At 40.5% G+C, this 21,041-nt stretch carries 14 protein-coding genes; 4 read left to right on the top strand and 10 right to left on the bottom strand.

Annotated elements, in window-relative coordinates:
* The first annotated feature begins 83 nt into the window (after positions 1 to 83).
* The gene (locus tag WA1_RS24690) at positions 84 to 4,115 is read left to right on the top strand and encodes a hypothetical protein (protein ID WP_017739851.1); all 4,032 of its coding nucleotides are present in this window, start codon (positions 84 to 86) and stop codon (positions 4,113 to 4,115) included.
* 380 nt (positions 4,116 to 4,495) lie between these two features.
* Here the strand turns inward: WA1_RS24690 and WA1_RS24685 are convergent, their stop codons facing one another.
* The 6 genes from WA1_RS24685 to WA1_RS24655 all read right to left on the bottom strand — a co-directional run bounded on the left by WA1_RS24685 (position 4,496) and on the right by WA1_RS24655 (position 9,079).
* The gene (locus WA1_RS24685) at positions 4,496 to 5,281 is read right to left on the bottom strand and encodes a Uma2 family endonuclease (RefSeq protein WP_017739853.1); all 786 of its coding nucleotides are present in this window, start codon (positions 5,279 to 5,281) and stop codon (positions 4,496 to 4,498) included.
* Positions 5,282 to 5,466: 185 nt separating this feature from the next.
* Positions 5,467 to 5,658 carry a hypothetical protein gene (locus WA1_RS24680; RefSeq protein ID WP_272819220.1) on the bottom strand — a complete coding sequence of 64 codons (192 nt, stop codon included), beginning with the start codon at positions 5,656 to 5,658 and terminating at the stop codon, positions 5,467 to 5,469.
* Positions 5,659 to 5,670: 12 nt separating this feature from the next.
* The gene (locus WA1_RS24675) at positions 5,671 to 6,282 is read right to left on the bottom strand and encodes a hypothetical protein (RefSeq protein WP_017739855.1); all 612 of its coding nucleotides are present in this window, start codon (positions 6,280 to 6,282) and stop codon (positions 5,671 to 5,673) included.
* A gap of 230 nt (positions 6,283 to 6,512) precedes the next feature.
* A complete protein-coding gene (locus tag WA1_RS58780) occupies positions 6,513 to 7,595 on the bottom strand; it encodes a CHAP domain-containing protein (protein WP_017739857.1) in 1,083 nt (360 codons plus the stop codon).
* A gap of 151 nt (positions 7,596 to 7,746) precedes the next feature.
* Positions 7,747 to 8,343, bottom strand: a complete 597-nt coding sequence (locus WA1_RS24660; protein WP_017739858.1) for a hypothetical protein — start codon at positions 8,341 to 8,343, stop codon at positions 7,747 to 7,749.
* A 151-nt stretch (positions 8,344 to 8,494) separates the two neighbouring features.
* Positions 8,495 to 9,079 (bottom strand): RICIN domain-containing protein, encoded by a 585-nt coding sequence (locus tag WA1_RS24655; protein ID WP_017739859.1) that lies wholly within the window; start codon positions 9,077 to 9,079, stop codon positions 8,495 to 8,497.
* Positions 9,080 to 9,462: 383 nt separating this feature from the next.
* Here WA1_RS24655 and WA1_RS24650 point away from each other — a divergent pair, with 383 nt between their 5' ends.
* From WA1_RS24650 to WA1_RS24640, 3 genes are read left to right on the top strand one after another with little or no spacing between them, the layout of a single operon-like run.
* Positions 9,463 to 12,723 (top strand): beta strand repeat-containing protein, encoded by a 3,261-nt coding sequence (locus WA1_RS24650; protein ID WP_017739861.1) that lies wholly within the window; start codon positions 9,463 to 9,465, stop codon positions 12,721 to 12,723.
* Positions 12,713 to 14,710, top strand: coding sequence for a ShlB/FhaC/HecB family hemolysin secretion/activation protein (locus WA1_RS24645; RefSeq protein ID WP_017739862.1), 1,998 nt, complete (start codon positions 12,713 to 12,715; stop codon positions 14,708 to 14,710). The genes WA1_RS24650 and WA1_RS24645 overlap by 11 nt, the downstream gene beginning before the upstream one ends.
* The gene (locus WA1_RS24640; protein WP_017739863.1) at positions 14,695 to 17,499 is read left to right on the top strand and encodes a CHAT domain-containing protein; all 2,805 of its coding nucleotides are present in this window, start codon (positions 14,695 to 14,697) and stop codon (positions 17,497 to 17,499) included. The genes WA1_RS24645 and WA1_RS24640 overlap by 16 nt, the downstream gene beginning before the upstream one ends.
* On the opposite strand, the gene WA1_RS24635 is transcribed toward WA1_RS24640, so the two are convergent.
* From WA1_RS24635 to WA1_RS60185, 4 genes are all read right to left on the bottom strand, one after another.
* Positions 17,420 to 18,802, bottom strand: a complete 1,383-nt coding sequence (locus WA1_RS24635) for a CHAT domain-containing protein (protein ID WP_017739864.1) — start codon at positions 18,800 to 18,802, stop codon at positions 17,420 to 17,422. The two genes, WA1_RS24640 and WA1_RS24635, sit on opposite strands and share 80 nt — an antisense overlap.
* A 27-nt stretch (positions 18,803 to 18,829) precedes the next feature.
* On the bottom strand, positions 18,830 to 19,846 hold the full coding sequence (locus WA1_RS24630) for a DUF1822 family protein (RefSeq protein ID WP_017739865.1): 1,017 nt from the start codon (positions 19,844 to 19,846) through the stop codon (positions 18,830 to 18,832).
* Between the two features lie 23 nt (positions 19,847 to 19,869).
* Positions 19,870 to 20,496 (bottom strand): hypothetical protein, encoded by a 627-nt coding sequence (locus WA1_RS24625; RefSeq protein ID WP_026134306.1) that lies wholly within the window; start codon positions 20,494 to 20,496, stop codon positions 19,870 to 19,872.
* Positions 20,497 to 20,904: 408 nt separating this feature from the next.
* A complete protein-coding gene (locus WA1_RS60185; protein WP_272819479.1) occupies positions 20,905 to 21,036 on the bottom strand; it encodes a hypothetical protein in 132 nt (43 codons plus the stop codon).
* Between the last annotated feature and the right edge of the window lie 5 nt (positions 21,037 to 21,041).

Here is a 21,041-nt window from a genome sequence, read left to right as displayed (position 1 = left end):
AGCGAATTAACTGGCACAAAATAGTGGCACATTTACCAAAATCAAAAAGATGATGTAAATGTCGCGCCACTAGCGTGCTGCTTATGTCACCAAACCTTGACCCTCCGCTCAAAATAGAAATTCGACTGCCATCTAATCATCCTGAGTTACTGCAAGGGCTTGATATATGGCTGGACTTGGGTTTGATATCCGATGCCCAAGTTCGGCAGATTTGTCAGGAACACTTAGTATGTCGTGTGGTGTTAGAACCTCAGGCATTACCGAAACTACAACAATCAGTCGCCCATAATAATGTAGAGAAGTTGCTTGTAGCATCTCTACCTCAAGGTAAACAACCAATACCTCAAAAACCCAACATTCTTGCCCAAATGTTACAGTCATTGGGAGAAGAATTAAGCGTCCGTTGGCTGCTGTTTTTGGGGATGTTCTTAGTTGTGGTGTCCTCTGGGGTACTTGCTGCTAGCCAATGGGATAGGTTTCCACCCTCTGGGCAATATGGGGTTTTACTTGCCTATACCTTAAGTTTTTGGGGAGTTAGCTTTTGGACTGGCAAACAATCTAATTTAAGCTTGACGACTAGGGCGTTGCTCATTGTCACCCTTTTGTTAGTACCAGTGAACTTTTGGGCAATGGATAGTTTTCGACTATGGCAAAATCCCCTGAACTGGATTGTCATAGCCATAGCCTCGACTGTCCTCACAGTTGTCACCGTCTTATCCAGTCATAATCGCCTATTTGAAACTAACAATAAAATTACAAAATCCATTTTATTTAATGTCTTAGGGTTATCATACTTGCATTGGGGTTGGCAATTACCGGGATTTCCTCTTATAGCTGTATATTTGGCAACTATAGGAACAGCGATCGCTAGTCTTTATCGCACTCATTACCAGAAGAACTCCCCAACTAAAGGCAGTCACTTCTATGGGGATAGCCCTCACAACAGCGCGCCTCCCCTTAAACAAGAGGGTGATGTTCCTTCCCCTACCCAAAGCAAAGAAAAAAGTACTAATTTATATACAGCCATCATTATTTTTGCCTTAATCGTACTCTTGGGCAGGGCGATCTTCATTGCCAAAGTCGATATTCAGCAACTAGGATTAGCGCTTGGCATTTGCGGTTGGTTAGTGACTTGGTTATCATCCCCCCCTCGCCCCCTCACTCCCTTACCCTCTCCTCATCTTTCCTGGGAACCTCTTGGCGGTATCTTATTATTGCTGGGATGGTTAGTATCAGTGGGTACACCATTTCCTTGGCAAGCCACAGTGGTGAGTTTCTTGGGTTTGTGGTTTTTCAATCGTCGCTTGCAACACAATGGTGTCAGAGCAGATGTGGGAGCAATTTTTATTATTGGGTTGGAGACAATTTGGCTGGGTTGGCGGTTAGTACCTGACAATTTCCAGCAAAGTCTTGTAACTCTGGCAACTCAACTCGTTGGTTCCCAGAATGCACCTTGGGAATTATTGAGTGTTGCGTTATTTCCCTACATCATTCTTATGTTGGCATTGGCGGATAGATGTTACCGCGCCAACAAGGTGAAATTGGCTCATTTTGCGGAACTGCTAACATTGCTGTTTGGGATTCTACTGACAGCGATTAGTTTGGCAAATCCTACACTACGTTCTGTCAACTTAGTTTTATCCACGATCGCTTTGTGGAGAGTTAGCCAAAGACGCCCTCTGACAAGAGATTATTTGGTGTACATGACTCAGATGGCTCTTGTGCTGACAATTTGCTCGGTAGTTGACAGCATATTGCCAACTTTAACTCAGGAAGTCTGGGCAAGTCTTTTGTTAGTTATTGCGATCGCAGAGTGGTTATTGAGTCCGGGGCTTGGAATCTGGCGGCGCAGTGCTTGGCACATGGGTTTGGGGTTAGCGGTGCTCAGCTATATTCTATTATGGGGAAACGCACATTTAGTCTGGATTGGTTCTGGTAATGGCAGTGAAAATTTGGGTCTTATTTGGCTCGTAACCCCAATGACACTGACGAGTCTTGCAAGTTGGGGGTATAAAACTCAAACCAGCGCTGCATCGCGTTCCATTTCTAACATTTGGTTGAGTATTGCTGCTTTGGGGCTTGCTCAGTTACTGACTTTACCTTTAGCTGGGGGTCGGTTAATTGGTTTGGCTGTCGCCACCGCTTTGATGTTTGTTAATACGTATTATTTGCGACAAAAGCCGTGGGCGGTGATGACTGTAGGGTATGGGTTGGGTGCGATCGCAGCCTTATTATGGGAAGGTGTACCTGGTTTACCAAAACTATCAGCCCAAGGTTGGTTTGTGGTAGGAGCAGTGACCATAACTATTTTGTGGATATTACGGAAGTGGTTTGATAATAAAAGAACTAAAAACACAGAGAAGGTCGAAGTCCCCGATACTTCCTCAACCTTGCCACAGATTTACGCGATCGCATTTGATAGGTGGGCGATGGCGCTATGCATTGCTGAGTTATTGTTGCTGAGTATCCACTCCCTGTTAGTCTACCAAAACCTCGTGGAGCCAGGATTTTTGTATTTAATTTCCAGTACAGTCACGTTATCAGCAATTGTATATCGCAGTTGGCAGCAACCCAATGATTGGGGATTTTATGGTATTGCTTGGTGTCTGGAATTATTCATTGCTGAGTTGCTTGGTTTTGGCGAACATTCTCTGATCCAGATTGCAATTGCCAATGTTACCTTAGGCTTGATGACTCAACTTTTAGGGGAGTTCTGGCAAAGGCGACACCAATTGGCAAAACTACCAAATCGTTGGCATATTTTGCCCTTAGTGTATGGCGTTTTTGGTGTTTTGTTACGCACGCAAACCTTGACTAACTGGACTGGTTTATCATCCTTTGCTGTAGCTTTGATTGCTATTGGTGTGGGGAGACGCAACCAAAAATATAAACCATTGGTTTACTTAGGGCTGATTGGAGTTTCGGTTTCAGCATATGAACTTTTGTTATACCAACTCTTACAAGCATCGTCCGGAGCCTATGGCGATGGTTTCATTGCCATGTCTGTTCTGGGAACTGGTATTATGTATGCCTATCGCGTTCTTTCACCTTGGCTGTTGAATTACTTACGTTTAACGAGTCAAGAACTCAGCGCGATCGCTCATATTCACTGGTTTTTCAGCAGTAGTTTGTTAGTTGCTGCTTGCTTGAGTCCCATAGAAGCAAGAACCCTCGGTTTGGGAACTGGGTTATTTTTAATCCGCTACGCCATCTTTCAAGGTAGACGGTCATCTGATAGCATCACGCCACAAAAGAATAAAAATTCTCTTACCCCTACTCCCTACTCCCCACTCCCTACTCCCTCTTTCTGGGTTTACATTGGTTTACTCCAAATCGCTTGTCTGAGGGCTTTTTTACCAGATATTCCAATTATAGAATTGCTAGAGAAACAGTTGCTTCCATGGCTTGGTGCGATCGCATCCGTGATTGCTTACTTTCTCTACATTTTGCCTTGGGAAACTTGGGGGTGGGATCGAACACCTTGGCGTAGATCGGCATACTTCCTACCTCTGATATTTTTATGGCAAACCAGAGTAGAAGTTTTGCCAATAAGCTTAATCGTTGCTGCAAGTTTTTATGCCATTGTTGCCAAAACTGGTAATAAATTCCGCTTGACATATATCAGTCTAGCTTTGGGAAATTGGGCATTGTTCCGTTGGTTTGCAGTCCTAAATTTCACTGGTGCTTTGTGGTATGTTACACCCATTGGTTTATCACTGCTGTACATAGCTCAATTTGACCCCGATTTGAAATTACCAAACATGAAATCCTTCCGTCATTTTCTGCGGCTTCTGGGTTGCGGTATAATTTGTGGTTGGGCAATTGTTTTTAATCAAAATGCGCCATTCATACCCGGAATTTTCAGTCTCATTGCTGTCTTTGCAGGATTAGCATTGCGAGTCAGGGCTTTTCTATATATTGGAGTGACTGCCTTTTTTATCACAAGCTTCTATCAACTCGTGCTGTTGAGTTTGCAATATTCATTTTTTAAATGGGTTGTTGGCTTGCTTGTTGGTATTGCACTTCTGACTATTGCTGCTAATTTTGAAACTCGTCGCGAACAACTGAATTCTTTACTTCGCAACGCTAGCCAGCAATTACAAGCATGGGAATGATATCAAATTTGCTGACTCTTTTCTTGACCAAAGATTACTTATTTAAATGAACCGCAAAGACGCAAAGGACACGTTCGCGAAGCGTCTCGAAGAGAAGAAAGAGGAAAAAAGACTGGTAATCTTATCGTATATAATGAGACATCCTGCATTATCAGAGGCAAACCGACAGTGGGTTGAGAAATTACTAGTACTTCGCCACACTAAGTTTGCTAGGTAAAACAACATTCAAACTCATCATATGTCCCTCTTTCTTTGTGCTATGAGCGTCTTTGTGGTTTTTTAATAACCTAGCAGGCGTTGGTGTGGTGGACTACTAGCGCCAATTCTATGTGGAAATGGTACGCTCAGATCGGGAAAAATGTTGGCTTTACAGTGAGAATTTAGATGGCATCTGGATCTTCTCCCAACTCCCGCAATCGTGCTGCCAGCCGTTCGGCTCGTTGCCGCTCCTGTTCGGCTCGTTGTCGCTCTTGTTCTACTCGTTGCTGCTCCTGTTCTGCTATTTCTTCTGGTAACAGGATTAAGTTCTTTTGTTGGTCAAAGAACCGCAACCAGTGACACGTACCTTGCGCTGGTTCGCGACGAATCTGTCCCTCCCATGTCCCTAACCATAGCTGTAAAGTTTCGCACCACAGCCAACCCAACTCATTAGTCTCTAAGGGTTTATAGCGTTGCTGGTTATCTAATTGCCACCCTTCAAGGGATTGCGGGTCAAACGGGTCGAAGATGAAGTAATTTGCCGTGTGGAATGTTCGCTCATACAAGTGCTTCTTGTCCTCACGGTCTACGCGTGCTGTGCTAGGTGATAGTAACTCAATAATCACGTCAGGATAGCGCCCCTCTTCTTCCCATACTACCCAGCCTTGGCGATCGCGCTTACCATCGACATCCAGCACCACGAACACATCAGGTCCTCGAAAATCCCGATTCAATACCTGCAAGCTGCTGTAGTAGACGAACATATTGCCACCTACAAAGAAATCCTCCCGTCCGCAGAGAGCCGCTTGCGCTGAATCAATCAAAACATTTATGGCAATTCTGTGGCGGTTACTTTCCAATGGTTCTCCATCATCAAATATCAGATTTGTCGGTGGTGTTGGCACCGAATATGGCTCAACAATCGGCCATTTTGTCTCCGGTTTTTTAGCTGTGGTATCTGGGGACATAGCCTTTTTTGGTATGGTTACGCAAGTGACTGGTTTGGCTTAGCTGAACTGGGAAAACAGTCAATTTCTCTTTTCAGTTCAGCTTCTCGTATCATAATATAAAGAAGCTTGTGGAATATAGAGTTTAACCAATGCCCAAAGCGATCGCATGATTTCTTCAAGATGTTTGATTAAATCTCGTCGTTTCACGATACCTCAAGTTCAGCCAATCTTCGGACGTTGGAAATTGCTCCACTTGTCAACTCTTTGTAAATATCAACTAAGTTTTCTTTCAATTCATCTTCAGTTTCTGCTTGAGTCCAGTAATCTGGATATTCTTCCAGATACCCAATCCACATCTCTTCATCTTGCCAGTAAACGTATTTCTTAGTTTCCATAGCTAGGAACATCTACACAATACTTTTATTTTTAATCATACCAATCATTCTCTCAAATTGGATATGTATTCTTTGTTTAGAAACACACTCAGTATGTTTAAGTGACAAAGCAAGTGCCATAGAAAGAGAGGCAGCAAATGTTTCACCCCCTGAAAGAGTTTGCACTCGTCTCCTTTCACCCCCATTCCAATTATCTTCAACTAAGTAATCTCCATCTTGAATTCTCAGCGCATAGCGAGAATCTGTGAGTTCTTGCAAGACATGGGTTGCGCGAGTTACCAAATCTCTTTCTAAATGTTCCAGAGCAAAAGCTTGAAATTCATCAGTTTTGAGGCTGCGAGCGAGATTTGTATAAGTATTGACTTGTGTCTTCAGTGAAGAAAATTCCTCTTGTCGTTTTTCAGCTTGCTTCTGTTTTGATTGAGCATCTTGTATCCAAGCCATTAACTGATCCAGTTGATTTTGTGCTTGTTTGAGTTGTCCATCGGCTGCAATTTTGGCATCGCGCAAAGATTGGATAGTCCCTGAGTTTGTGGTGCGATCGCCTACCTGTGATTTGGCTTCTTCAACTCGTGTCTCTATTTCCACTTGCCCTCTATCATAATCTGAGATCTCTCCTTTCAAAAAAGTTTGCTGTTTGGAATCAGCCCGCGCTGCCAGAAAACTTTCCTCAGTAAATCCTTCAGAAACCAGTGCAACTTGCTACGTAGAAAGTCAGACTACAGCAATCATTAATTTAAAACATTCAGAAATGTGGTATTGGCGTACAGAAAATACTTGTACCAAAGCTGGTACAAGCAAAGTGTATAATGCAAACATTCTATTGAAAAATGTTTGAGAGTCAATAGCGGTCATTAAGGCAGCAGGTAGGTACTGGGGCTATTAGCTGAAATCGTCCTTGTTCTATAAAGGAAATCCCATGAAGAACCGCTAGTTGCGGAGTAACTTGATTCGGAAATCACAACTGTTCCATCTCCATTAACTTTCTCAACTACAGCTACGTGACCAAATCCATTGTTATTGTTAGCCTCCCATTGTGCAATTGCACCCACTTGAGGTGTTCTCGATGTCTGAATACCAGCAGCACGAGCTTGGTCATCCCATTGGTTTGCGTCAGCTACAAGTTGATTGACTAGATTTGTGTTGCGTCCGAGTTCTTTGACACGACCGCTTGCATACCAAGTGCAGTTACCTTTTGCGTTTGGATTAGACATACTGTAAACGGAAGGATCAACAGACTTTGGTGCAAATCCTGCTTTCCAAAGAGGATTATCTTGACGGTACTCTTTCTTGTTAAAATCTGGTTGCCCTATACTAATAGGCGTTGAACCGCTATTTCCAATAACTACCGCTGAAAACCATTGGTCTTGGTCATTGAAATCATGTTTAAAAGTAGTCAGCTTAGTGCGGTTGTTAGAACCAGGGACGTTCATGCATTGGTCTTGTTGGGCTAACAAACAGATATTGAAAAAACCTGGTTTAGACTCTATGGCTTTGGGAATCCAAGTTTGGTACTTATCTTCTCCTCCAACATCTTTGTAAGCTTCTAATAGAGCGAGGTTGTCAGAAGGAAATTTTTGAGCGGTAATTAAGTAGTCGGTACCTATTCTCTTAAACTTCACACCATTACTCGTTCTAATAACCTGAAATTTCCATTCATCAGTGTTATCAGGCTCAAAAGTGTTAATCATTCCTCCATTCCGAGTATAAGGCAGATTAACGTTGAAGCCTTTAGGCGTAACTAACTTTATTACTTGACCATCGCGGAAATAGGTGTTCATAAAGTCATCGGCCATTGCTGTAAAGATAAACGTCAATTGTACAACTCCTGTTCCAGTACTTGCAAGAAGCATTGCAGTGACTTTAAGAAGGTTTGGTTTTGAAAGCTTCGTTACCTGTGCAATAACTTGACCAACGTTCTGTTTTAAGAATTTCATGAGTCTATCCTTGAAGATTGAGTATTAAGTAGGATTGGAAAAATAGATATCCACATGGCACACTCGATCAGATCTGCATTAAAAAACTTCCAAAGAGTTCACGGGTGGACTGTGCCAAAACAGGAAAATCGTATACGTCGAGTTAAGTCAGTTACTTAACGGGATTTTGAGGTGAACTGCAATTTCGATGCTGTTTATCCGTGCGAGATAATAACTCATCAGGGGTTATACCCAATCTTTTTGCAGCGGGAAGAGCAAGAAGATTTGCATGGTTATCCTGACACTGATTCACCGCATCTGCAATTTTGCTTAACAACGAAACTTCATCTTCTTGAACCATGCGATTACTAAAAGCCTCGTAGTACTTTTGATATGCTTGAGCAGACCTTTTGTTCGGTGAGTCCAAGTCCACTACCACACCCATCACTGCTTCTTGAGTCATACCTCCATTCGTGCTTGGAGCAAATCTAGTAATACCAAAGATGCAAGACCCACTACAATGGGGATAGTTTAGGGAACCATAAGAGCCATAATGTGAGCTAAAGTTATCGAATTGAGGCGCTCCAGTTGGCGGAGAAACATTAGTTAAAGAAGATGATGTTGATGAAGTGTTCTGGTTGTTAGTAATTGAACTAGAATTGCTTTCTGTAGAAGTGTTTTGACCACCACCTGCTTGAGTAAGTTGAGGAAAAATTAAAGAAAGGATGAAACTCACCACAAAAGCAGAACCTAGAAAATGACGCAGCATCTCTACGACTCCTAGAAACGCATAGAGCTATAAGCTACAACGGTTGGGGTTAGTGGTGCTGTAAGTACATCTGAAGATGAATATTTGTCAGATGTACTTAGCAATGAGAAATCAGACTATACAAGTACCAGTCAGCCGAAGCTTTGACTCATTATTCGTCTACCCACAACCGCCAAGTATTTTGATCTTCAGTTAATCTAAGCTTCGTACCTTCCCTAATGCCGTCAAAAGGAACCGCGATCTGAACGTTGAATACATCATGATTTGGGATACGAGGATAAAGTCTATACGCTTGAGCTTGTGCAGTAAGAACAGCACCCCAGTATGCAGCATTTCCATCTTTTGCGTCTTTACATTGCCACAATTGCAGTAACGTAGAACCGTCTTTTTTTGGTGGACTAGTACTATAAGTATAATCAAGACAATATGCAGGATTGGCAGCTAGTCTGTATTGATACGCGCATCCTCCCTCAGCGTCAGCACAGGGAATATCAAGTCGGTCGCCCCCTATCCATGTTTGAGCAGGATGCCCTTTTTGTTTGCATTTAGCAATTTGGATTGCCGTGCCGTTAGCAATTCTGCCATTAGCGACATCCATGCAGTAACTTTGGTCTTTGAATAATTGAAACCTGAATTGTTGTTCATTTTGTGCCATTGCATTAGATTGAGCTACAATGGCGCTTACGGTTAATGCAACACCAACAACAAGAGTTCTGTTTAACTTGTCCCAGGTCATAATCCAAAATTCTATGTTTTTTTGACTAGAGGTGCAACCGCAACTCTCTATAAACATATGCTCCGAAATTTAGAATTTTATTCAAATGAGCGAAAACTTTTTGATTTTTTTTTGGCGAATATCCTGAAAAGCTTGTAAGTAAACGACTGTGGAGCTTTAAGGTTGTCGGTATTTGCAGCTACCTAATTAGGCGATCGCACCTAAAAGTTCATTTCCTACCCACGCTCAATATTTAGAAGTAAATTTTAACACTAAGTAAATAAAAAGAACCAAGAAAAGCTTGCAAAAACAAATCAAAGTTAGTATTATATATCACTAGTTGTGAAATCAACCTGATTGTTTGCTCGGCTATTCGCTTATATTGATTTTGGAGTAGTTTAAAGTTGAACATAAACTGGCAACGTTCGTTATTGAAGCCATGGCTTACTGTTTCTTTATTTACTGGCTGTCTTCTTACACTTACTGAGTTTAAATGTGTAGCACAAATCACACCTGACAGCACTTTGGGAACGAGCGTCATACAGCAAAGTCCGAATATTGACCGCATAGAAGGGGGCGCTGTTCGGGGTGTGAGTCTCTTCCACAGTTTTCAGGAATTTAATGTTGGGGAAGGAAGAAGGGTTGAATTTGCTCCCCTGGATGGAATTGAGAATATTTTCAGTCGGGTGACAGGTAGTAATGCGTCGAATATTGATGGGACGCTAAAGGTTTTGGGAAACGCAAATTTGTTTTTGCTCAACCCGAATGGAATTCTGTTTGGACCTAATGCCAAGTTGGATATTCCTGGCTCGTTTGTGGCGAGTACGGCTAGTAGTTTGCTGTTTAAGGATGGAGTAGAGTTTAGTGCTACGAATCCCGAGGGACTACCTTTACTGAAGATTAGCCTTCCCATCGGCTTACAGTTTGGCTCAAATCCCCGTGGTATTGAGATGCAAAATGTTAACTTGCTGGATGTGGAACCTGGTGTAACACGAGCTTTAGTAGGTGGTAATGTAACACTTGATGGTAGCGACTTAAGGGCTAGAGGAGGGCGAGTTGAGTTGGGAGGATTGGCTGAAGCAGGTACAGTCAATTTGGTAAATAAAGATGGTAACTTCAGTTTCAGTTTTCCTTTAGGGGTAAAACGCTCTGATGTTTTGCTTAAAAACGGTTCTATGGTCAACGTGCGCTACAAAAAAGGTGGTGACATTGCAATCAATGCTAGGGACTTCAGTTTGACACAAGGAAGTCAATTGAAAGCTGGAATAGGAGAAACAGGAACTGCTAGCTCTTTAGCGGGAGATATTAAGATTAACGCAACTGGGACAATTACTCTAGCTGATGCCAAGAGTTTTATTTCCAATGCTGTGGAAAAAAATGGTTTAGTAGGACAAGGTGGAAATATAGATATTCAGGGAGGAGAACTCTCTGTAACTAACGGTGCTCAAATATATGCTGGTACTTTTGGAGAAGGAAATGTAGGTAATATAAATATTGAGATTGAAGGCAAAGCATTGTTCGCTGATATAAGTAACGAAAGAGTTTCTGGTGTATTTAACGGAGTAGAAAGTGGTGGCATCGGTCAGGGTGGTAATATCCATATTATAGCGAAAACGCTTGAAGCAAGAGAAGGTGGGAGATTAGAAACATATACTTTTGGAGAAGGAAATGCAGGTAATATTAACATTCAAACCCTAATTATTTCTTTTCAAGGAGAGGGGGTTTCTGGTTCTAAGCTTGTACCTACTGCTGTATACAGTGAAGTAGGGAATACGGGTATTGGAAAAGCTGGGAATATCACAATTGAAACAGATACACTGTCATTGAAAAAAGGCGCTAGATTAGAAAGCACTAGCTCTGGAAACGGAGATACTGGAAGCATTACTATAATAGCTAATAATTCGGTTTCTTTTGATAGTGTATCTCCAAGTGGTGAAGCGATCACAGAAGAATCACAAAAAACAGATAAATTTGCTAGCGGTGCTTTTAGCCGAGTAGAACGCAATGAAAGTAATAAATATGATACAAGAAAATCAGGTAATATTAGTATTAGTACGAGAAAATTATTTGTAACCAATGGCGCTGTTTTAACAACCAGTAGCTTTGGAAAACAAGGTGCAGGTAATATACACATCAACTCAAAAGAAGTTACAGTAACCGGAGAGAGTCCTGCTGCTTTTCCTAGTGGTATTTATAGTCGAATACTGGAAGGAGGAGCAGGACAAGGAGGAAGTATTGTTATTGATGTCGATAATTTATATGTGACTTATGGAGGCACGTTAGAAACTAGTAGTTTAGGAAACGGAGATGCAGGAAGCATAATAATTAATGCTCGCGATACTGTTTCCTTTGAAGATATATCTCCAAGAGGTAAAGTCAATCCAATACAAACAGATAAGTATTCTAGTGGTGCTTTTAGCCGAGTAGAACGCAATGAAAGCAACAAAGTAGATACAAGAAAATCCGGCAATATTAGTATTAATACGAGAAAATTATCTGTAACCAATGGTGCTGTTTTAACTACTAGTACCTTTGGAAGACAAAAAGCAGGAAATATAGATATTAAAGCAACAGATGAGGTTAAAATTACTGGTGAAGGTGCTAATACATTTTCTAGTGGGGTCTACAGTCGAATATTAGAAGGAGCATCAGGCAGTGCAGGAGATATTGAAGTAGAAACCGGAAAACTTTATATTGCTGATGATGCTCTTATACTAGCAAGTTCTCTTGGTAATGGAACGGGAGGTAACATTGAAATTATTACTAGCAAAGACTTGAGTATTAGAAACGGAGCAAAAATATCTGTTGAAAGCGAAGGGACAGGATCTGCTGGCAATATAAAAGTGAATGCTGCTTCAATATCACTAATTAAGCAAGGTGCTATTAATGCCACTACAGAATCAACAGATGGCGGGAATATATCCTTAAAAGTGCGGGATGTGCTGTTCATGCGTTCCGGAAGTCGAATATCTACTACTGCAGGCACAGCCAATGCAGGTGGAAATGGTGGAAGAATTAATATTTCTACCCCAATTATTCTTTCGATTCCATTAGAAAATAGCGATATATCTGCTGATGCATTTAGCGGTCAGGGAGGAAAAGTTGAAATTACAGCGGAAAAGATTTTTTGGATGGAACCGCTTAGTCGGGATGAGTTATTACAGCGACTGGGTTCTTACCCACTAAAACCCGAACGCTTGTCAGCAAATGATATTACCGCTATTTCGCAACAAAATCCTTCTTTAAATGGTGTATTAGCTATCAACTCACTTGATATAGACTTGAACCGAGGACTGACACCTCTTCCCAGTTCTTTTGACGACCCTTCAAATCGTATCGATACAAGTTGTTACAGTACTGCAACTAGCAATAGCAAAACCCCCAGCCAATTCATCAACACTGGACGCGGTGGACTTCCACCCAGTCCTAGCGATCCCCTCAACGACGACACAACTATTACCCGACTCGCAACTATTAACAATCAATTTGCAAACCGTTCAACCCAGGCAAACCTACCAAAACAAAACAACAATCAGCCCAAGAATATTGTAGAAGTGCAAGGTTGGACAAAACTGCCGAATGGGCGTATCAAATTTGTCTCGCAAACCTCTACCGCTACACCTCAACAAAATTGGCAGAGTTCTTCTGGTTGCTATGTACGTTAGACATTTACAAAAATTCTACCAAACCTGGCTGCTAGTTACCTTTGCTACCCTATCCAATCTTGCAACCAGCATCACTTCTACTAAGGCTGCTGATACTACCTCTTTCTCAATTATTGACGCTTTAACAGATGTAAAACTAAAAAACGGGGAAAATTCCACGCTAACAGCACATGAAACAGCCAGAGAACAACAGAAGGATAAACGAGAAGAAGACAAAAGCTTTCCGTCTTCCCCTTCCCTCACGGTTGAGAAGTTAGGTCTGCAATTCGATGACAATATTTTTAGTAACGGTAAAAGGATACAATTAGCCCAAAATATTGACACCACCCAACCCGTTCCTACTGACAGAGACTTGCAACCACCCTCAACCAAACCTCAGGAAGAAATTCAACCACAGCCCCTACCACCCTCAGAAGAACTACTCAAACCTACTTCTCCCTCGAACACACCTCCGGACGAATTACCAGGTACTTCCGAAGAAAAATTCATTATAGGAGGCTTTAAATTTGAGGATAATACCGTATTTAGCGACGAACGCCTAACTGCGGAAATAAAAAAAGTGATCAACTTTGAAAATGCTCCCATTTCTTTTGCTGACTTAATAAAAGCACGCTCTATAATTACTCAACTATATGTCAAAGAAGGTTACATTACCTCCGGTGCTTACATCCCACTTCAACGAGACTTTCAAGAAGGAGATAAAATTACTATTGAAGTACTAGAGGGAGAACTAGAAGAAATCAAAATTCAAGGAAATCGCCGTCTTAATCCCAACTATATCTGCAGTCGTGTTGCCATAGCTGCTGGCAATCCTCTCAATCAAAAGCGTTTAGTGAAAGGACTGCAAGTATTACGCCTTAACCCGTTGTTTAAAAGCCTATCGGCAGAATTATCCGCTACTTCCACCCCTGGTAAAAGTCTGTTAGAAATCACAGTTGTTGAAGCACCAACCTTTGATGCCCTAGTTAACCTTAATAACGGACGTTCCCCCAGTGTCGGTAGTTTCCGTCGCAGTATCCAACTGAGCGAAGCTAACTTACTTGGTTTGGGAGATAACATCAGCTTGGATTACACCAACACCGAAGGTAGTAACAGTATCAATGCCAGCTATAGCATACCCATCAGCCCCTACGATACCAAAGTTACCCTCAGTTATGGCACTACTAGCAGCAATGTTATCGAAGCACCCTTTGATACTTTGGGTATAGAATCTCAGTCCCGCTACTACGAACTGACCCTCAGCCATCCCATTTTCAAAACATCCACATCAGATTTTACCCTTGGCTTAACCACCTCCCGCCGTGAAAGTGAAAGTTCATTGAAATTTGAAAATATTGGACCCTACCCCCTCTCCCCTGGTACTGACGAAAAAGGACGCACCCGCATTTCAGCTATCCGCTTTTTTCAAGAATGGACGCAGCGCAGCAGCCGTCAGGTACTAGCCTTCCGTTCCCAATTTATCTTTGGACTTGATGCTTTAGATGCTACCATCAACCCCAAAGCACCCGATAGTCGCTTTTTTGCTTGGCGCGGACAAGGACAATGGGTGCGTGTCATTGGACGCGATATAAATTCATTAATTCTGTTACGTACAGACTTACAATTCGCAGATCGTCCCCTGTTATCTAGCGAACAATTCGGTATTGGTGGACTCGACAGCGTGCGCGGTTATCGTCAAGACGCATTACTTACCGACAACGGCTTCTTTACATCTGCCGAAGTGCGTTTACCAATTCTCCGCATACCTGAAATAAAGGGTGTATTACAAGTTACTCCATTTGTGGAGTTTGGCATGGGCAGGAACGTCGATAGACCAAACCCAAACCCCAGTAATTTACTCTCCACTGGCTTGGGTTTACGCTGGCAAATGGGCAACAATCTCACCGCCCGTTTTGATTGGGGTATTCCCCTAATTTACGCAAAAGATAACAACAAAACATTACAAGAACAAGGTTTATATTTTACAGTCCTATGGAATCCTTTTTAAAATTAGTATCTAAATCAATATTTAAATCAATATCTATCCTAACCTTAGCGCTGCTACTAACTTTCTTTTCAGAAATTCCAGTATCTAACACTACAAAAATATCTGCGAAGACTTCAGAAAATGGCGATATTTGTCAATTAAAAACTTCTATAAGTCCAATAGTATTAGAAACACAAAGTAAATGCCTTTACGAAACAGGTAGATACGAAGAAGCAGCCCGAAGCTGGGAACAAACAGCTAAAGCTTACCAGAGAATAGGAGATAAGATAAATCAAGGTTTGGCACTTAGCAATCTTTCGTTGAGCTATCAAAAACTTGAGGGATGGAAACAAGCAGAAAGACACATCCAAGCTAGTCTTCAGCTATTACGTCCTGGAAAGAATCAAAATACCAGTTACAACCAATTGCAAGCCTACGCTCAAGCTTTAGATATTCAAGCCAATTTAGCATATACACAAAGTCTACCGACAGAAGCCTTAAAAACTTGGAAACAAGCAGAACAAATATATAGTCATATTAAAGATAACTTTGGGTTAATGGTTAACCAGTTAAACCAAGCTCAAGCGCTTCAAATTTTAGGTTCTCACCTGCAGGCACAGAAAATTCTTTGCGAATGGAAAGAAATATTAACAACTAGTAATAGTAATTGGCGGCAATTATTAAAGCCTACACAAAAAAATCAAGTTGATTCTAAAATCCAATCTCAAGGATTACGCATTCTTAGTAATACTTATACACTACTTGGAAACTTAGATGAATCAGAACAAGTATTACAAAAAGCAAAAAACCTAAATTTGACAGCAGAAGAAAAAGCAGCAGTATTACTGAGCTTAGGAAATACCCAAAGAGCTAAAGCCAAAAACTTAAGAGAATTACGAGAAGCCAACGAATACAAAGAATATAAAGACTGCAAATGGTACGAATCTGAGCAAAATCAAGAAATCACGCAACAGGATGAAGATAAACAATCAGAAAGCCAATATATCAAAGATGCTTTCAAGTCTTATCAACAAGCTGTGGACAATTTAAACCAAGCTATTGCTTATACTGTAAATAATAATAGTAACAATTCTTCAAATAACTTACTTATAACTAAACTACAAATACAGCTAAATCAAATTAGCTTACTCTCTGAGTTATTAGAAAGTAATGCAAAGTCTGAAGCTGAAAAGATATCCAGCGAAATTAAGCCAAAGCTAAAAGAATTACCAGAGGGTAGAATAAAAATATTTGCCCAAATAAATTTAGCACAATCTTTGATGTGTTTAGAAGAATCCAAAAATCAATCCAAAAATTATTCATACGAAGAAAGTGCCGAACTTATATCTGATGCATATAAAGATGCTCAAAAACTAGGTGAAGAAGACAAAGATGGAAAAAAAGTTGGAGATAAACGTGCAATGTCTTATGCACTTGGTAGTTTAGGTCGCTTATACGAGAAGACAAAGCAGTTTTCCGAAGCAGAAAAAGTTACCAGACAAGCACTCTCCCTAGCTCAATCTATTAGTGCTCCTGATATAACTTATCAATGGCAATGGCAATTAGGACGCATAATAGTTAAAAATTCAGGAGAAAAGAGACTCGATGAAGCAATTAAAGTTTACGAAGAAGCTGCTGAGACTCTGAGAACAATTCGCGGTGATTTGCTGGCGAATAATAGAGATGTGCAGTTTTCTTTCCGGGATAATATTGAACCAGTTTATCGAGAGTTAATAGATTTGTTATTGCCAGATGATAAGCCAAATTATCAAAATAAGTTAAGCCTAGAACAACTACAACTTAATCTTAAAAAATCTTTATATTATGCTGATTCTCTTCAGTTAGCAGAATTAGAAAACTTTTTTGATTGCACTTTACAAAATCTTGGAATAGAGAAGGTTAACCTTAATAGCTCTCAAAAAGACAATCAAGAGATATTAATAGATAATCTTGAAAAATTCCAGGAAAAAGAAAAAGATACAGCATTAATTTTTCCACTGATATTGAAGAATAAGCTGGCTGTTATAGTCAAATTACCAGGAGCGAAAAAATTAAGTTACTATGTAACCAAAAAAAAGGCAAAAGAAGTACTAAATAAAATACTTCAGGTTAGACATAATTTAACACGCGACCAAAAACAAGAGCTTTTGCCAGATATCATAGAACCATATAAAGAATTATATCAATGGTTAATTGAGCCTTATAGTAAAGATTTAGAAAGTAGTAGTGCGAAATCAAAACCTTTAAAATTAAAACAGCTAGTATTCATCTTAGATAGTTCTTTACGCAGTATACCCATAGCCTCTCTTCATAATGGTAAAAGTTTTTTTATAGATACTGATTATACTGTGTCAATTTCTCCCAGTGTTCAATTGCTAAAAACATCTCAAAATAATTCCCAAAAGTTACAATTTAAAGCTTTGATTGCAGAATCTACCGTGGCTCGTGGAGATGTCTATGATCCCCTTATACAAAACCCAAAACCTAGTGAAGTAATTCAGAAAGCCTTAGGTAAATATAATCCCTTAGTTCTTTCTAATGGAGAATTTACTAAAGAAAATTTTGAAGAAAAACTCAATAAATCTAGTTATAACATAGTTCATTTAATTACTCATGGAACTTTTAGCTCTAATCTAAAAAACACTTTTATATTGACAGATGACCAGCCTCAAATAAAGTTAGATAACAATGATTTTCAGGGCAATAAAACAAAGATAGATAAATTTTCAATCAATATAAATGCTTTATTTCCAGATTTAGGTCAGATAAAGTTCTTGCTCCTCGCCCTGTATCATCTGGACTTTGATTAAGTAAATCACGGTCTTCTTGGTTTACAGCAACAACTAATAACTTATTATCTGGCTTTGGTTCTTCAACTATTGCTCGTAACCGCATTAATTGGTCATAAGCACCCAGTTCCATAGGCTGTAACATCCCCAGCCACCTAGCACCAAGCACCATACTCGCAACTACCAAACTTGTAGCAAACACATTACGCAGTTTCAAGCGACGGCGCTGATTTTGGATCCCATCTTCTAGCCAATCTTTCAAACTTGGTGGTGCTTCTTGAGAATTTTGGTAAATAACTGGCAGCCAAGTCGCGCAAGGAAATTCATTTTCTAACCCTTCCAATTTTCCCCGTGCTTCTTTCTCCGCAGCATATAAAGATTCGCCCCTGTAAAAAGCTTCTAAAAAGTATTTTAAAAACGTTTGTGCAACTTTATCGGGAACAGGTTCTCGCATCACGATAATGTGGGGAATACATAACTCTGTTAAGGAACGTGCCAAACCTAACCCATCGCAAGAATTAAATATTGCTAACTTTAAACCATTATCAACAGCTTTCTTTAACGACTGCTTTAAGTCTTTAATTGTTAAATTATCATTTTCATTAATCTTTATCCAGCCATTTTTACCATTAATTTCACTCGAACTATGCCCAGCAAAAAATAAGATATGCCAACCTTTTTCTGACCATAAATGCTCAGTTAATTCTTGACGGCTTGGTTCAGGGGAAAATTCAATCTCTGCATCGGGTAGCTGCTCTTTTAAGGAACTAGCATCAGCTTGCGTATCAATGCCTGTACTATCACCCAAAATTGCTAAAATTCTCACCTTTGGCTTGACAGATGTTGTGCCTACAGATTCATAAGCACAAGGAATTACTGCAACTTCCGCTTTTGGATAGGATTCAAATAAAGTCCAAAGAGACCAAGGTAAACGTTGTATTTGTAAGTCATCCGTTTTCACCAGTACCCGCATCTCATCTGATGCTTTAACATTTTGGATAAATTTTTCCCTAATTGACCGTAGGGCATCAGAATTTAGCCAATCGTTGAAGCTATTTCTTAATATATTAGCTGCGCGGTTACAATCATTGAGAAAAGAACCACTGGAGGGCTGTTCTTGTTTTTTTGACAGACGGTATAAGTTCTCTAAATCGAGATAAGCAGACCGCCACAACTCAAAATTTTTAAGGACATCAGGGTTTGGTGGTAGCTTCCCTGGGATTGCCATCGAAGAGTTTTTCCCCTCTTCTCCAATCTGCAAAGTCAACGGAAACCCGCGCTCAAAGTCTCCTTCTCCAATCTCAAATACAACTAATTTCCTCACAGCACTTCCTCACAAATTAAATATCTGTTAGATAATAAAATCCTCAGTAACATTGGTATCATCAAGTGCAACCCGAACGCTAAATCGTTCTTCGGGATGACCACCTATTTGTAGCTGGATATAATCAAATTCACGCGCAGCTTGAACTCGATCAAAAACATCTCCTTTATCATCTAAAATCATCATTTCCAACCCCAGAGGCAAAAAAGTTTGGCGCACAGCAGGTTTGATTCGTAAGCAAATATTTGTTTCTTGTTCTTTCTGTATCGGTACAGATTTGTAATCTGGTGTAATCGAAACTTCTAAAACAACCGAGTAATTTCCCTGCGGAGTATTTAAATTGATAACCTTGACACGTTTGACAGTATTTGATTGTGTATCTTCATTGGATGTAGCACTATCTTTTGTACTTCTCCACGCACCCCCATAAGCTAGATTTGCTTGTGATGTTTTCATCAGCGAATGAAGTGTTTGCCAACCAGGCTCAAAAATATCCTGTAACCATTGGCTGAGATTCGTTAGTTGAACAGCATCTACCGATGACAACGCAACCACTCCTTGTAAAAGTTGGTTGATGTACTGAAGAAAATCTTGTAATGGCTGAAATTGCTCAAGCAGTAACTCCTCAGTTTCTACCTTTGGCGTAAAACCTACCAGCGCTGCTTCTTTCAAAGCTTCATCCATCTGCACCGCAATATAACCAATCCTGTCATTCCAAACTTCCAACGGAAAATAACAAGTTTCCGCATTTGCCTTTACCGGACGGCATTCCAAACGCCCTGCTTCTGGAATAACCAAATCTGCTACGTCATTAAACATAAGCATAAAAGGTTTGCGGCTGTAACTAGCTGAAACATCCGTAGGAATATCCATCATCTGCAAGTAGTTATTGACTACCGTCACCGCTAAAGTATTCAACCGCACCTGTTCTGCTTTTTGCGGCGTTAGCTGAACATCTGCCAACTGACAGGCAATATAATGTGCTTCCTTAGTTATAGGTAACACGACAGTACGTTCAAACATTTCATCCGTAATTCCAGCCATGCGAAAAAACCTCTTATTAACTTCTACAAATATCCTTGTTCTTCGGCAAACTTCTTTGAACGGGGTAGGCAATGCCGTTGATAAAACGAACTTAAAGTCGCTAATGGAACATTAAATTCTGCCGATATCTCTTTCCAACTCATTTCCGGAGGTAATCGTCGCAATATAATAGCTTGGCAGTTAACTTCTGGGTGTCCTTTGATATGGGTGCTGCGTAACTCTCCTGTCGGATCTGTCTCCACCCACTCTCTCGTTAATTCCAGCATGGAAGGAACATCGATAGGGGCTGCCACAGAGTCTAAGATTTCATCCGGATCTGAAACAATTTCACTTACAAACCGCTGCAATTTTTCCCGATCCTGAGTGTAAAACTTTTGCAGTTCAAATTTAAGATAAGCATTGAGCCAAGTGATCACACTTGTTTGATGTGTGTCAAATTTTTTACCTGTATTTGCTTCGCAAAGATTGCGGCAGAGATACAGCCAAGTTCTTTGCAATGCATCCTCATAATGATGAGAGTTATCTTTCCACAGTTTGCCTTTGATAAGTCGAACAATCTCATTCAACCCTTTTTGGCGCTCAAGACTGCCACGCGGTTGTTGACAGGTATCTTCGATGAGTTTAAAAAGCTTTTCGTCCAATTTATCCATAGCATCCTGGTTGGTCAAAATGATAGGCTTTAAAGTATCATAAATCACAACACCAACTCCATCCTCATTGTTTAAGGCAAATTTTTGCAGATAAAGCGCAACAGAGTGAGACCTTAGCGATCTATCATCTATTGAGATTTTTTCAGACTTATAGACCTCCTTGTTTGTGGTTTCCTACTTGGGAACTCATCCCTTTATTTACTTATGGAGTGATTTTTGAGATTTTATTCAAATAGCCAGAATTTTTTTTCTAGGAAGTCACGCTTAATGATAAACCTCATCCATCTTGAGAACTGGAGTTTTTATTTGATTCTATAGCGATTGCATTAAATACAGCTAAGCCGTTCAGATCGTTGCTGCTCTTGTTCTGCTATTTCTTCTGATAGCAAAATTAACTTCTTCTGTCGCTCAAAGAAGCGCAAGCAGTAACTCAATAATCACATCGGGATAGCGCCCTTCTTCCTCCCATACTACCCAGCCTTGGCGATCGCGCAAGCAAACCTCCACATCCAGGATTTTCATCCCATCCAGAGATGCCACAATCA

This window comes from Scytonema hofmannii PCC 7110, from assembly GCF_000346485.2.
Lineage (GTDB): Bacteria > Cyanobacteriota > Cyanobacteriia > Cyanobacteriales > Nostocaceae > Scytonema > Scytonema hofmannii.
This window is presented reverse-complemented; position numbering and strand designations above follow the sequence as displayed.